Origin of the sequence: Taibaiella sp. KBW10 (genome assembly GCF_003852495.1) — a bacterium.
Lineage (GTDB): Bacteria > Bacteroidota > Bacteroidia > Chitinophagales > Chitinophagaceae > Edaphocola.
In genome coordinates this window covers 263,549-276,998 of record NZ_QAJI01000003.1, presented here as the reverse complement: position 1 = coordinate 276,998, position 13,450 = coordinate 263,549, and the positions used below count along the sequence as shown (strand labels likewise).

Genomic DNA, 13,450 nt, shown 5'->3' with positions numbered 1-13,450 from the left:
AAAATGGCTTGAAAAGCGACTTTGTTCATCATAACGGCTTTTTGCCGGAAATAGGTATCCGTTTTGGAGCCGTTTTACGTACGATTCCATAAAACCGGCGCAGCCGATCTAGATTTGCTCAAATGAAGGGTTGTAATACCGCCCAAACTCCAAGTAATATTTATAATCGGGTCGGGATACAATTGATTTATGGTATGTTATTAACAATCAAGGCCGTACCAAAAATATAAGCAGCTATCAGTGCAGGGAAGAGTACAATAGCCAATACCTTCTCCCCAATGCTGCGTTTTTTGGTAACTAAGGCATCGATCAGCACAGTAAGATAAGCCGGAATCATGCCCAGCAGGCGCATTAAATTAATGAATTCCATGTTTTCAGGCAGCTTGTAGGCTTGGGTTGTCCATTTCAGTACCAGGTCATTAATGATAATCAGCAAAGCAATAATCAGCGATTTATATACTAGATTGAGTTGCTGGGTAAGAATACAGATCATCGCCGCAACGATAATATACAGAAAAGGCGTTACGGCAATCGTAATATATGTCAGCAAAAAACTCATGATCCAGTTCAGTACAATTAGTCCCGAAGCGAGGATAATGATTTTCCGGTTAGCGTAGTTGGTTTCTTCCATAAAGATTGGAATGACAGGGGGTAAAGCGTTTTATAATTTGATATTTTCCTTGAATATTTTCACAGCAATGGCAATCAGGATTACCCCGAAAAATTTGCGGATCACTAGGATACCCGCAGGACCCAGTAATTTCTCCAGCGCATTCAGCGAGCGAATACAGATGAAAATAATGATCAGGTTAATGATGATACCAATCAATACATTATACTGGTGATAAGCCGATTTTAAAGATAATACTGTAGTCAGCGTACCCGAACCGGCAATCAGTGGGAAAGCGATGGGGACAATGCTGCCGGTTTTGGCAGAGCCACCATCCGGTTTGAAAAATTCCATGCCCAGGATCATCTCCAGTCCCAAAATAAAGATAATAATCGAACCGGCTATGGCGAAGGAAGATACATCCAGGCCCATAAACTTTAAGATATCATTACCTGCCATAAAGAACAGAATCATTAAGGCACCGGATACTACCGTAGCGGTCAGGGCACTGATATCCCCCATTTTTTTCTTAATACCGATCAGCACCGGTATGGAACCCAAAATGTCGATTACGGCAAAAAGGGTGAGGGAGATTGTTACAATCTCATTGAAATTGATATGGCTCAGTTCGTTCATAAACTATAATGTCTTAAGGTGAATTAATTGTTCAGCCGGTATATTTCCAGCTTGTCTTTATACAGGTAGAATAAACGTTCTTTTTCGATCCGGGCACAAATAAAACCGGTTGTTTGGGGTAGGGGTATTTTCTTTTCCTGAAGGCTATTGAAGTCATAACTCACTAAACTATCTGCAGTATTATATATCAGTGTGTTGTTAAATACCTGTATATGTTTCACATGGAACAAATTTATATTATTTAAAATACTGGCAAACTGATCGAACACATATAAGCCCTTAAGACTGTCTAAAACATAGATTTTCCGGTCTTTATCAATGATTTGGGTGGCCTGTAACACATCGCCCAAAGCAGAACGGAGATCATCACTTTGTTGCAACAGGCTAAGGTTATCATCTATTTTCAATAAACGGATCGTATTGGCATCGAAAACCCAGATATTCCCGTCACGGGCCATACCGATCGCGGTAGTTTGGTAGAGTTTCAGCTTTTTTAAATCCAGCTCATTCTTAAAGCTCATCATCCGGTCAAGAAAGACAACTTTGGAATAATCGGGATAAAACAACAGCAATTTGAGCGGGTTACTGGCATCGACAATTTGTAAAGGGCCATTTTGGATACTTCGGAAGTTCCCCAGGCTGTCCCCGTTGCTGTTATATTTGACCAGGCTATTATCGGAAAAGGTAATATAAATATTACCGAGCTCGTCGGTCGTCATATTTACCGCATTGGCCAGAACTTTTTGCTGTAATAATTCCTGCGCCTTTAGCTCCCTTGAAGGGGATAAACAATAGAGGAATAAAAGCAGGAAGAAGAATCGCATAGAAGAATATGAGGCAAAATTAATATTAAAATATGGCTTACACACGTAATAAGCTAAAATTACGTTATTTTGACATAGAATTAATATTGAAATTAAATTGTTGATGAAAAGAATAAAGAGCATAATGCTTTGTGTAGGGTTGAGTTGTGTGTCTTTTGGGTTAGGGATAATACCCGTATTGGCGCAGAATAGCAAAGAGGTGAAGTCTGCTGCAGACGAAAACCTGAATAAAAAGGACAAGCAAAACCGCAAGCAGGGTATGTGGTTTTATAATGTACCTGGACAGTTTGGAGATCCGGCTTATATGGAGTTCGGGGCTTATAAAGATGATCAGAAGACGGGTTTGTGGTATAAGCTGAGTAAAGAGCAGCAGTTAATCGCTATAGAAAATTATAAGCAGAATGTACTCAACGGGCAGGCACAATATTTCGAAAATGGAAAATTGTATTGCATCGGAAACTATAGGGGTATCTATTCTAAATACGCTTATGATACCTTTTTGGTGACCAATCCCATTACCCTGATCGATACTTTGGTGGCCACACCTTCAGAACAGGGATATACGAAACATGGAAACTGGCGCTATTATAATCCGGTGACGGGCCATTTGGTCAGGGAGGCCGAGTATCAGGTCGATATTTTACTGAAAGAAATCAATTATGCCCAACCCATAGGGTTGCCGGCGACCGAACGACCCAAATTACCACATGAAGGAGGGGCACATAAAGGGTGGAATACAGGGCATTCCAGCTCAAAAAAATCTTTAATAAAATAAAATTTTGTTTTTAAAAAAGAAGTGTTTACCTTTGCAATCCCAAAACAAGAAACGACTGCCGCGTTGGTCAAGGGGTTAAGACGCCTCCCTTTCACGGAGGAATCACGGGTTCGATTCCCGTACGTGGTACAGAGTAATTTTAAAATAGTCGTTTTTTAGCCGCGTTGGTCAAGGGGTTAAGACGCCTCCCTTTCACGGAGGAATCACGGGTTCGATTCCCGTACGTGGTACCCTTACAAAAGCCTTTTATCATTTTTTGATAGAAGGCTTTTTTTATTTTCCCCTTGTTGATAAAAATACTTTTTTAGCCCAAAAGATTCCTTAATTTTGCGCTTTACTTCAATAAGCTATGGTAGATGTATTAATAGGTTTGCAATGGGGAGACGAGGGTAAAGGTAAAATTGTAGATTATCTTGCCGCTCAGTACGAGATCATTGCACGCTTTCAAGGTGGCCCTAATGCGGGTCATACTCTTTACGTAAATGGTCAAAAGGTTGTACTACGTACCATACCTTCCGGTGTTTTTCAGGAAAATAAACTGAACCTGATCGGAAATGGGGTCGTGATTGACCCGGTGACTTTAAAAGAAGAAATCGAGGGCTTAAAAGCTTTAGGGGTGCCGGTAGCGGAAAACCTGTTCATTTCTCATAAAGCACATATCATCTTACCGACACACAGGGCTTTGGATGCCGCTTCTGAGCAGGCAAAAGGGTCTGATAAAATAGGGTCTACGCTAAAAGGTATCGGACCGGCTTATATGGATAAGACCGGTAGAAATGGCCTTAGAGTAGGTGATGTAATGGCGGCCGATTGGATGCAGCGTTATGAAAAATTGAAAACGAAACATATTGAAATGCTTCGTTTATATAATATGGAGCTTGCCTGGCAGGAATGGGAGCAGGATTTCTTTGAAGCCATTGCTTATTTACAGCAATTAAATGTGGTGAACGGAGAATATTGGCTGAACAATCATATTGCGAACGGCAAAAGAGTATTGGCCGAAGGGGCACAAGGCTCTATGCTTGATGTGGATTATGGTACTTATCCTTTTGTAACCTCTTCCAATACGATCACAGCAGGCGTATGTACCGGTTTAGGTATTGCACCTTCTATGATAGGTGAAGTATACGGGATTACGAAGGCTTATTGTACCAGGGTTGGTAGCGGACCGTTCCCTACGGAGCTGCATGACGAGACCGGAGAAGCCTTGCGTAAAGCCGGAAACGAATTTGGCGCGGTTACCAAACGCCCGAGACGTTGCGGTTGGATTGATCTGGTTGCTTTACGTTATACGATTATGTTGAGCGGCGTAACAAGGTTGATCATCACGAAGGCCGATGTAATGGATGAGTTTGACGAAATCAAAATGGCCACTGCATATAAGGTTGCCGGAGAGGAAACTTCCGAAATGCCTTTTGATATTTGTGACATGGCTATTGAGCCGGTATATCAATCTTTTAAGGGTTGGACTGAGCAAAGAATCAGTGACTGTACTACTTTGGATCAATTGCCAAAGACTTTTACGGACTATTGTCAATTCATTGAAACCTATTTGGGCACGAAAGTACAATATGTATCTAATGGTACCGGTAGGGACAACCTGATGAAATTTTTCTAAAACAATAATTAAGATTATCAATAAAATAAAGCGCCGAAANNTTTCGGCGCTTTATTTTATTGACCATTAAGGAATAAGAGCAGATAGGAAGCAATTTTAAATTTCAATATCGGGATTTTCGAGTCATTTGTTATCGTTTATTTCCCAAAAAACAAGAAAAATGCTATGAATTCCAACCAAAGGGCTGTATATTGGTGTCTTAAATTCTATAAATCAGTCTTGTTATATGAAAAAAATACTTTTACTCATTCTTAGTAGTATGTTTAGTGTCTTTATGGCACAAGTGTATGCACAAAGCTATACCTATACGCTGAACGGAAATCCCATCAATACTACCGGTTGGACCATGGGAGGAAGTGCTACGAATAACGTCACCTCTATTAAGTTAAATAACGCAACGACCTCTCAAAATGGGTTCATTTATTATAATGTGCCCCAAAACTTGAGTAGCGCCTGTGATTATTTTAGCGTTTCTTTTGACTTTCAAATGATTACAACCCCGGGTGTAGAGCCTGCCGATGGTTTTGCTTTCTGGTATATTGCCAATCCGCCTTCTGGCTTTGTGCTTGGTGGTGGTATCGGAATGCCCAATACCATGAACGGGTTTGGACTAGTTTTCGATGTGTATAGTAACGATAACAATGTGACTCCTCCTAATAACCCTTTGATTTCTTTAAGGAAATTCAATAACAATGGTTATGTAGAGGGTTCTACGACCGGTTTGGTCGGTTCAGAGGTGTACAACCAAAGCTCCTTAATTGATGGGAACTGGCACACTTGTACCATGATCTATCAAACGGGTGTAATGAGTGTGTATTTAGATGGAGGAACCACTGCTATTATTTCCGGTCCTTTGGCCTTAAATAGTAATGTGGGTTATTTCGGATTCTCGGCTTCTACAGGTGCCTTATATGAAGTGCATTCTATCAGAAATGTAATCATTTCCGGTGGACAAGAGCCTGATCCTTTGACTTTGACAAGCTTAAGCTATTGCGCCGGTACACCTGCGCCTGCGCTGACGGTGTCTGGTGCGCTTCCGGGTGCAACTATTCACTGGTATACTACTCCGACGGGTGGAACAGGCAGCACTGTAGCACCAATACCGAATACCGGCAATCCGGGTACAACTACATGGTATGTATCTCAAAGCGCTGCAGGTTGTCCTATTGAAAGTGTCAGAATGCCGATTAGTGTTGTGGTAAATACAAAACCGGATGTAACCGTAAACCCGCCTTATGCGGAGATATGTAAGGGTACGCCGATATTATTAGTAGCTTCCGGAGCCTCTACAGTAGTCTGGTCTCCTGCTAACTCGGGTTTAAGCGCGACAACAGGAACAAGTGTAAGTGCCTCTCCTGTACAAAGCACAACTTACCGCGCAGTCGGTACGACTGATAAGGGTTGTAAGGATACCGCGATTGTAACGGTAGTCGTACTGCCAAGCGATTCTATTGTAATTAATAAAACAATTGATGAAGGGGAGAGCTATATTTTTGATAAGCTGACCCTAACCACGCCCGGTACTTATAAGAAACACTTCTTATCTTCTGTAGGTTGTGATAGTTTGGTAATTGTAAACCTTAAGGTAAACTATAAAGACAAGGTAACTATGTTCCCTAATGCCTTTACCCCTAACGGAGATGGTCGTAACGATCGTTTTGGGCCGGTCATCAACTATCCTAATTTAGTTATGGTAGAACAGTTCGATATCTTCAACCGATGGGGTCAGATGATCTTCGGATCTTATGGTACTAAAGCCCTGAGCGGTTGGGATGGAACCTTTAACGGAGAGATGGTTGACGGTGGGGTTTATTACTACACCGCCCGCATCAGAACGAGGGAAGGGGTTAAAGAATTTAAAGGAGAAATCATGCTGATAAGATAAAACAGTTAAATGATAAGAAAAGAAAAGCCGCGCAGATGCGCGGCTTTTCTTTTCTTATCATTATTTTTTTACAGGAAGCGGTATGGCTTTTTTCTGTTTAAAATGTAAAGCGATAAAGGATAAAATAAATCCGATAACGGCGATCAGCAAGAGGTTAAAGATATAAGGATAGGTAAGGTCTACCGGTCCGTTCTCGATAATTAAAATGCGGAATGCCGGTAAAAAATGAGTGAGCGGGATAACGTTCGCAATATATTGTATCCATACCGGCATCTGGCTTAAAGGCCAGGTAAAACCTGATAGAATAAAGCTTGGCGTAGCGATCACCATCAGTATCTCTGTTGCTTTCAACTGATTGGGAATAAGAATACTGACCAATATACCAATGAAACAAACCGAGAGCACAAATATCCCCGCAATCAGAGTGAGCATACCCAGGTTTTCTGTAAAGGGAATATGAAACCATTTCGTAAAGCCCCAGTACATCAACCATATGCCGAAACTCATAATCAGGTAAGGAATAATTTTGATCCAGATCAGTTTAAAGGTGGACGGTACCTTTAAGGATAGTTCTTTGAAGGTGCCTTTTTCAAATTCCGAAGCAAAAGAAAGCGCCAAAGCCAGCATCAGCACCTGTTGCAGTACCGTGGCCAATATACCCGGCCATAAGAAATACATATAGTTTGTAGAGCGGTTATACTTTTTAATAAAAGTAGTTTTAAAGGGCTCGTACTGGCTCATCAATAGGTTTTCCGGAACCCCTTGTTTACGTAAAGCTTCTAATTGGCTGCCGACTTTCAGCGTACCGAGGCATACCTGGATCGCTGTAGAAGCATAATTGGCGGTCAATACATTAGATGTATTAACAATAGTCGTGATTTCCGGGTATCTTTTGGTCAGTACCTGTTTTTCAAATCCTTCGGGAATGATAACGATACAGGCGGCCTCTTTCTCAATAGCAATCCTGTTCAGGTCGTTTTCATTGTAGCGTAAAGCCGCAATGGAAAGTACTTCATTATCATTCATCATCTCGATCGCTTTATGACTGAGGTTACTCTGATCATGATCTACGACAACGATGGGCAGATCGGTCACTTTTCCTTTGCTGTATACATAGCCGAGCAATAAGCCATACATGAGCGGCGCACCGATAAACAACACCCGTAACACCTTATTATTCCAGAATAAGCCGAACTCTCTTTTGAGTAATTGAAGAAATGTTTTCATGATGATAAATTAAGGTCTGATAAGGACCGTCGTTTTGGGATATAAGTTGATGGCTGTCGCCGGATCCTGAGGACTAACAGTTACTTCATATAAAGCATCCTGCATTTCATAATCCGGATAAGCCGTAGCGATATTGGCATAAGCGCCCATTTGTTTTACATTCTTGATCACACCTGCGATCTCTTTATTGTCCTGATAAGGAATGCTAACCTTAATCGTCTTGCCCACAGGATAAGCTTTTAACTGGCTTTCCGGAATCGTAAATCTGAAATAAGTCGTTTCACTTAAAGAACCGGTAAACAAGGTATAGCCGGGTAAGGCCAGCTCGCCCACGCTTAAGGTAATATTTTCAATACGCATATCCTGAGGCGCAATGATATAACGTTCTTTATCCGCAACCGATACCTCTTGCAAGGCGCCCAGCGCGCGGTCCTGCTGCCCCAAAGCCATCGTTTGCTGCTCGATGCGTACGCCGTTTTGCACATCGGCAATTTCGGCATCTACCGCACTCAGCTGTGCTTTAGCACCCTGATACTTTGCGAAGACCTCGTCATATTGTTGCTGTGGAATCAACGAATCTTTGACCATAGCCCCCAAACGATCCAGCGATTTTTGCGCAAAATCGAACTGTTCTTTCAAAGCCATTTTTTTAGCATTTAATTGTTTCAGCTGATTGCCCGTAGCCCCATGTACACTCATAGCATATTGTGCGCTGGCCGAGGTTACGGCACCTTCTGCCTGCGTTTTTTTAGCGGCTACCTCCGGTATGTCCAGTATAGCGAGCGTATCTCCTTTTTTGACCAGGTCTCCTTGTTTTACATTAATCGTCGTGATTCTGCCGGCTATTTTGCCCACCACCGAGATTTGCTCCCGTTCTACTTTTCCCTGAATCTGATCTTTATTGGTCTTATTATTTCCGCAGGAAGTCAGTAACAGTGCTCCTGCTGCACATAAAATATAGTGTTTCATGATTATTTTGTTTGAAGAGATGATTGTAATGTTCCGGTGGCGGCATAGGTTTCTAAAGCGGCCAAGCGTTCTTCGATCAGCACATTAATCTTGTTTAGCGAAGCCTGATAAATATCGGTTTCTGCCGTCAGGCGCTCCGTAATATTGATCAATCCTGCTTTATATTGTTTTTCCGCCATCGTCAGGTTATTGGACGCTATTTTTTGACGTTGTTCTGCCAGCGCTATTTGTTGTAAGGAGGTTTCGTAACGTGCCTTATTATTCTGTAACTGCAGGTTCATTTTATGCTTGGTATCTGCCAGTTTGTTTTCGATCTGGGTGATGTTGATCCTTGCTTCTTCAATTTTGTGCTTACGTTCAAAACCACTGAAGATTTCCCATTTAAAGGCCAGTCCTACCATCCAGTTGGGGCTTAGGGTAGCTTGATTCAATTGTAAATTAAGGTTATAATTATAAGCCGTTCCGCCGATGTTCCCCAAAGGAATATTGCCCGTAGCTTGTCCATTAAATAAAGAAGCATAGCTATAAGAACCAAAAGCGCCCAGGGTAGGGAGCAAGCTACCTTTTTCCTTTTTCAAAGCATAACTATAAGCGTCTTTAAAAGAAGATAACGCTTTTGCCTCCGCACGGTTTTCAGTATTGAGCGCTGCTTCTTCTGCGACCGTAATAGGATAGAGTTCGTAATTAACCGCATCAATCTGCACATCATCATAACCCGTAAGGTCATTTATTTTTTGATACAATACTTTACGTTTACCAGAGATTTCTACTTTTTTAGAAGCCAGTTCCAGTGCTGCGAGTTTGATTTTATCCCGGTCATAAGGAATCGCCAGACCCAGTGCGATGGCCTTTTCTACCCGTTCCGTTTCCTTATTCAGCCTTTTTTCGCTTTCCTGCAAGAGTTGTTCCGCTTCATTGAGCAAGCGAATGTGGTCAAAAGAATGAATCACATCTTTGATTACTTCATCCTTTTTAGGTTCCAGCAGATAAGCAGTACCTTTTGTTTTAGCCTCAATTGCTTTGGCTCCGTTATAAATTTGTCCGCCGCTAAATAAGACCGCCTTGGCGGTAATGCCTCCGTAGAAGACCTGTCCCTGGTTGCTGAACGTCTGCTTGCCGTCAAAAAGAGTTGTACCTGACAGCGGAAGAGTTGTAGCCGGAATATCCAGCGTCAGTTCGTTATTCAGGTAACTGTATAAGGCACTGGCTTCTACTTTAGGAATGTATTTATTCCACACACTCTTACGTTCGAGTTCCAGTTTCTCAATTTCTAAACCTTGGTTCGTGATTTCGGTGCTGTTGTGCAATGCAGCCTGTATGGCCTCTTGCAAGCTTTCCGGAAGCTGCAGTTGTGCCTGTATGCCCTGAATGCTCAGGATGCTGAAGACGAGATAACTAAAAATTTTCTTTTTCATTATTTATGTGCGTCAATATTGTGATAAATAGTAGCAAACACCTCTTTTACAGTAAGGAGTTGTGCCGTGGTCAAACCCTGAGTTATGGTGTCCAAAGTACCGTTCGCCACTTTCATGATCTTTTTCTCTATGGCTTTTCCTTTTGGGGTCAGGCAAATCAGGTTGAGCCTTTTGTCCTTTGCATCCGGTTTACGGAGGATGTAGCCTTCCTTCTCCAGGTTATCAAGCAATCGGGTGGTGCTGGGTTTATCTCTACCCGTTTCATCTGCGATAGCCTGCTGCGATACACCGTCTTGTTTCCATAAAACCACCAGAATCGTCCATTGCTCCCTGGTCAGGGTGATATCATTCGCTTTGAATTGCTGGCCCAAAAACCGGTTTACATACATGAAAATTCTTCCGGTCAGTAAGTTGTGTTTGTCTTCTGTGGAAATGATATGATCTGTGTTCATAATTATAGTTGTTTAGACAACTGCAAAGTTAAACTAAAAATAGTTAGTTAAACAACTATTTTTGTATATTTCTTTAAAAGTACTCATTTTGAACCTTTAAAATTCCCTGTTTTGTGTATTAATTTATGATGAATATGGGTCAAATAGAGGAACATCCGAATAGATAAAATAAAATCGGGCAAAACATAAGCGACTTATTATCTTTGTGCCTATAAATAATGCATAAAAGCACACAAATACTGAAATGCGCATAATCGTAGCCACATTGGCCTTGTTGATGAGTGCTGCCTGGATTTTCTTTATGGGAAATCGCATCGGCAATACGCCTCCGCTGGGCAAATTCTTTGGCCCTGTAAAAGGGTTTTGGAAAAATGCCATCCCGGTTACAGAAGATGGCAGAGAACTCCGCATTCCCCAGGCCAGTTTGTTACAAGCGGTCGACATCAGGTTTGATGATCGTTTGGTGCCGCATATTAATGCGCAGAATGACGCGGATCTCTATTTTACCTTGGGTTATGTACATGCCTATTACCGTTTGTGGCAAATGGATATGCAAGCCCGCGCCGCTTCGGGCCGCATTAGTGAAATCGCGGGTAGCGATGCTTTGGAATATGACCGTTTGCAAAGACGCAAAGGCATGGTTTTTGCCGCAAAAAATGCCTTGAAGACCATCGAAAAAGACCCGAAAAGCCGGGCAATGCTACATAATTATACTAAAGGTGTAAATGCCTATATTGCCTCTCTACGCCTTATGGATTATCCGGTGGAGTATAAAATGATGGATTTTAAACCCGAATTATGGAGCAATCTGAATTCGGTACTGATCATAAAGTTCATGGCCGATAAGCTGACCGGGTATTCCGATGATATTTCAAATACTTACCTGAAGAAAATACTTTCCAAAGAGCAATTTGATATTTTATATCCGGAACAAATAAAAGGGAGTAGTACCGTGATTCCTGCGGGAACAGTATTTACAGCGGCATCTATGGCGCCGGCGCAAATACCTCCGGGCGATCTCTGGGCAAATTTTACCCTTAAGGACTCGCTGACTGCAGTAAATATTGCTGAGCAAGATCAAAAAGAGCCGGGCATCGGATCGAATAACTGGGCTATTGATGGCCGACACAGCCGATCCGGCGGGGCGATCTTATGTAATGATCCGCATTTACAGCTTAATTTACCTTCTTTATGGTATGAAGTACAATTGACCGCGCCCGGTATCAACACCTATGGCGTGAGCTTTCCCGGTATTCCTTCTGTAGTGATAGGCTTTAATGATAGTGTGAGTTGGGGTTTCACCAATAATGCACGGGATGTAAAAGATTTTTATGAGATCACGCAGGCCGCAGATCCCCGTTATTATATATTTGACGGGCAGGAAGTGCCTTATAACTATAGTGTAGAAGAAATTGCGGTGAGGGGCAGAACGAATCCTTTTATAGATAGTGTGAAGTACACGATTCATGGACCGGTACAGTATGATACCACATTCCCGGATCGCTTTAAATCGGGTAAACTACTGGCTGTACAGTGGATGGCACATCGTCCCTCCAACGAATTGCTGGCCTTTTATAAATTGAACCGGGCCGAAAATTATACCGCTTTTGTACAGGCTATTACGGATTTTGAATGCCCGGCACAAAACTTTGCTTATGCGGATCGACTGGGTAATATTGCCCTTTGGGCGCAAGGTAAATTTATTAATAAATGGAAGGAACAGGGTAAATATGTGATGAAAGGCAATACTTCGAAAACCTTATGGGGCAAAAGTATCCCGACGAATGAAAACCCTTGGGTCTTTAATCCCGCACAGGGATATGTTGCCAGTGCAAATCAAAGTGTAACCGACCAGACTTATCCTTATTGGTATAACGGTGATTTTACGGAATTCAGAAGCTGGTACCTGAACAGAACGTTGCAACAATGGTTGTCCGATACGATGTACCGCGCTACGGTATCCGATATGATGGAATTGCAAACCAGTACCTATTCTTTACTGGCAGAACAGTTAATACCATTGGTACAGGGCTATATTCCGGCGCTGAAATGGCACGATCAGGCACATCAGTATCAATTATGGAAAGACAGTAAAGATGCCACCTTTTTTGGCATTCTTTGGTATCAGGTCCAGCGTCAGATGTGGGCAAATCGTTTTGAAAAGTATCCTTTACTGACCCGGCCGGATGAAGCGGTGACGCTTCAATTACTACTCAATGATACTACAATAGAAGGGGCTGCTTTATTTGAAAGCCTTACCGGGAAGAAGATTTCGGAAGTAATGAGTCAGAGTTATGCTAAGACATTGGATAGCTTTAACCGTGTAGTCGCAAAAAACGGCGGCGAATGGTACCGGCAGAAACGCACAACTGTAGAGCATTTGAGTAAGCAAAGTGCCTTTGGGTTTACCGATCTGGCCACGGGCGGCGATCATAATACTTTAAATGCTATGCAGGAACGTATGGGGCCAAGCTGGAGAATGATTGTAGACATGGATCCGAAAGGAATTAAGGCCTATGGCATTTACCCCGGCGGACAAAGCGGACATCCCGGCAGCAAATATTATCGTTCCTTTCTGCAGCAATGGACAGAAGGGTTGTATAATGAACTCACTTTTTATCCTAAAAAAAATAACTAGCAGCTATGCGTTTTTTGATTATCATGACGATTACCGCTTTGGCATCAGTACTGCTATTGCATTTCCTGCCCTGGTGGGTATGTATGGTGATTGGCTTCTTGCTGGTTTTGATGATGCCCCTAAGAATGGGTGCCGCTACACTGGCTACAGGTTTGGGCACCGGTCTGTGTTGGCTGGTGGTCATCGTGTTCCGTGATTTTAGTAATGAACATATTCTGAGCCGGCAGATTGTGGTTTTGATGGGCGTACCCTCTTATATTTTTGTGATTTTGATCGGTGCGGTAATTGGTTTTATCACCGGAGGGCTGGGTGGCTTTACAGCAAGTGCTTTATTAAATGTGTTGAGGCCACGTAAGAAAACGCCCGCTGCACTTTAAGAATACGCAAAAAATAATAATCCT

Annotated in this window: 12 protein-coding genes and 2 tRNA genes; 7 read left to right on the top strand and 7 right to left on the bottom strand. The window is 42.3% G+C overall.

Annotation, left to right across the window (positions count from 1 at the left end; genetic code table 11):
* Window positions 1-187: 187 nt before the first annotated feature.
* From DBR32_RS05545 to DBR32_RS05535, 3 genes are read right to left on the bottom strand one after another with little or no spacing between them, the layout of a single operon-like run.
* Entirely contained in the window at window positions 188-631 is a 444-nt protein-coding gene (locus DBR32_RS05545; protein ID WP_124635310.1) for a hypothetical protein, read from the bottom strand.
* 30 nt (window positions 632-661) lie between these two features.
* Window positions 662-1,246 (bottom strand): MarC family protein, encoded by a 585-nt coding sequence (locus DBR32_RS05540; protein ID WP_124635309.1) that lies wholly within the window; start codon window positions 1,244-1,246, stop codon window positions 662-664.
* A gap of 23 nt (window positions 1,247-1,269) precedes the next feature.
* A complete protein-coding gene (locus tag DBR32_RS05535; protein ID WP_124635308.1) occupies window positions 1,270-2,070 on the bottom strand; it encodes a hypothetical protein in 801 nt (266 codons plus the stop codon).
* A gap of 103 nt (window positions 2,071-2,173) precedes the next feature.
* Here DBR32_RS05535 and DBR32_RS05530 point away from each other — a divergent pair, with 103 nt between their 5' ends.
* The 5 genes from DBR32_RS05530 to DBR32_RS05510 all read left to right on the top strand — a co-directional run bounded on the left by DBR32_RS05530 (window position 2,174) and on the right by DBR32_RS05510 (window position 6,348).
* On the top strand, window positions 2,174-2,845 hold the full coding sequence (locus DBR32_RS05530; RefSeq protein ID WP_124635307.1) for a hypothetical protein: 672 nt from the start codon (window positions 2,174-2,176) through the stop codon (window positions 2,843-2,845).
* 57 nt (window positions 2,846-2,902) lie between these two features.
* Window positions 2,903-2,974 (top strand) — tRNA-Glu (locus DBR32_RS05525).
* Window positions 2,975-3,003: 29 nt separating this feature from the next.
* A tRNA-Glu gene (locus DBR32_RS05520) sits at window positions 3,004-3,075 on the top strand.
* A gap of 119 nt (window positions 3,076-3,194) precedes the next feature.
* Complete coding sequence (locus DBR32_RS05515) at window positions 3,195-4,463, top strand: adenylosuccinate synthase (RefSeq protein WP_124635306.1); 1,269 nt, start codon at window positions 3,195-3,197, stop codon at window positions 4,461-4,463.
* A gap of 226 nt (window positions 4,464-4,689) precedes the next feature.
* The gene (locus DBR32_RS05510) at window positions 4,690-6,348 is read left to right on the top strand and encodes a gliding motility-associated C-terminal domain-containing protein (protein WP_124635305.1); all 1,659 of its coding nucleotides are present in this window, start codon (window positions 4,690-4,692) and stop codon (window positions 6,346-6,348) included.
* Window positions 6,349-6,408: 60 nt separating this feature from the next.
* On the opposite strand, the gene DBR32_RS05505 is transcribed toward DBR32_RS05510, so the two are convergent.
* Genes DBR32_RS05505 through DBR32_RS05490 form a run of 4 tightly spaced genes read right to left on the bottom strand, consistent with a single transcriptional unit; the run spans window position 6,409 to window position 10,411 of the window.
* A complete protein-coding gene (locus tag DBR32_RS05505; RefSeq protein WP_124635304.1) occupies window positions 6,409-7,575 on the bottom strand; it encodes an ABC transporter permease in 1,167 nt (388 codons plus the stop codon).
* 9 nt (window positions 7,576-7,584) lie between these two features.
* On the bottom strand, window positions 7,585-8,544 hold the full coding sequence (locus DBR32_RS05500; protein ID WP_124635303.1) for an HlyD family secretion protein: 960 nt from the start codon (window positions 8,542-8,544) through the stop codon (window positions 7,585-7,587).
* 2 nt (window positions 8,545-8,546) lie between these two features.
* Window positions 8,547-9,959 carry a TolC family protein gene (locus tag DBR32_RS05495; RefSeq protein WP_124635302.1) on the bottom strand — a complete coding sequence of 471 codons (1,413 nt, stop codon included), beginning with the start codon at window positions 9,957-9,959 and terminating at the stop codon, window positions 8,547-8,549.
* Window positions 9,959-10,411: a MarR family winged helix-turn-helix transcriptional regulator gene (locus tag DBR32_RS05490; RefSeq protein WP_124635301.1), complete on the bottom strand. Its 453-nt coding sequence runs from the start codon at window positions 10,409-10,411 to the stop codon at window positions 9,959-9,961. The genes DBR32_RS05495 and DBR32_RS05490 overlap by 1 nt, the downstream gene beginning before the upstream one ends.
* A gap of 244 nt (window positions 10,412-10,655) precedes the next feature.
* Here DBR32_RS05490 and DBR32_RS05485 point away from each other — a divergent pair, with 244 nt between their 5' ends.
* Window positions 10,656-13,049: a penicillin acylase family protein gene (locus DBR32_RS05485; RefSeq protein ID WP_124635300.1), complete on the top strand. Its 2,394-nt coding sequence runs from the start codon at window positions 10,656-10,658 to the stop codon at window positions 13,047-13,049.
* Between the two features lie 5 nt (window positions 13,050-13,054).
* Window positions 13,055-13,426: a hypothetical protein gene (locus DBR32_RS05480; protein ID WP_124635299.1), complete on the top strand. Its 372-nt coding sequence runs from the start codon at window positions 13,055-13,057 to the stop codon at window positions 13,424-13,426.
* Window positions 13,427-13,450: the final 24 nt, after the last annotated feature.

Bases quoted from the DNA above. Each gene is read 5' to 3' on its own strand.
- DBR32_RS05545 (WP_124635310.1), bottom strand. From the start codon at position 631: ATGGAAGAAACCAACTACGCTAACCGGAAAATCATTATCCTCGCTTCG.
- DBR32_RS05530 (WP_124635307.1), top strand. From the start codon at position 2,174: ATGAAAAGAATAAAGAGCATAATGCTTTGTGTAGGGTTGAGTTGTGTG.
- DBR32_RS05490 (WP_124635301.1), bottom strand. From the start codon at position 10,411: ATGAACACAGATCATATCATTTCCACAGAAGACAAACACAACTTACTG.
- DBR32_RS05500 (WP_124635303.1), bottom strand. From the start codon at position 8,544: ATGAAACACTATATTTTATGTGCAGCAGGAGCACTGTTACTGACTTCC.
- DBR32_RS05535 (WP_124635308.1), bottom strand. From the start codon at position 2,070: ATGCGATTCTTCTTCCTGCTTTTATTCCTCTATTGTTTATCCCCTTCA.
- DBR32_RS05495 (WP_124635302.1), bottom strand. From the start codon at position 9,959: ATGAAAAAGAAAATTTTTAGTTATCTCGTCTTCAGCATCCTGAGCATT.
- DBR32_RS05480 (WP_124635299.1), top strand. From the start codon at position 13,055: ATGCGTTTTTTGATTATCATGACGATTACCGCTTTGGCATCAGTACTG.
- DBR32_RS05540 (WP_124635309.1), bottom strand. From the start codon at position 1,246: ATGAACGAACTGAGCCATATCAATTTCAATGAGATTGTAACAATCTCC.
- DBR32_RS05485 (WP_124635300.1), top strand. From the start codon at position 10,656: ATGCGCATAATCGTAGCCACATTGGCCTTGTTGATGAGTGCTGCCTGG.
- DBR32_RS05505 (WP_124635304.1), bottom strand. From the start codon at position 7,575: ATGAAAACATTTCTTCAATTACTCAAAAGAGAGTTCGGCTTATTCTGG.
- DBR32_RS05515 (WP_124635306.1), top strand. From the start codon at position 3,195: ATGGTAGATGTATTAATAGGTTTGCAATGGGGAGACGAGGGTAAAGGT.
- DBR32_RS05510 (WP_124635305.1), top strand. From the start codon at position 4,690: ATGAAAAAAATACTTTTACTCATTCTTAGTAGTATGTTTAGTGTCTTT.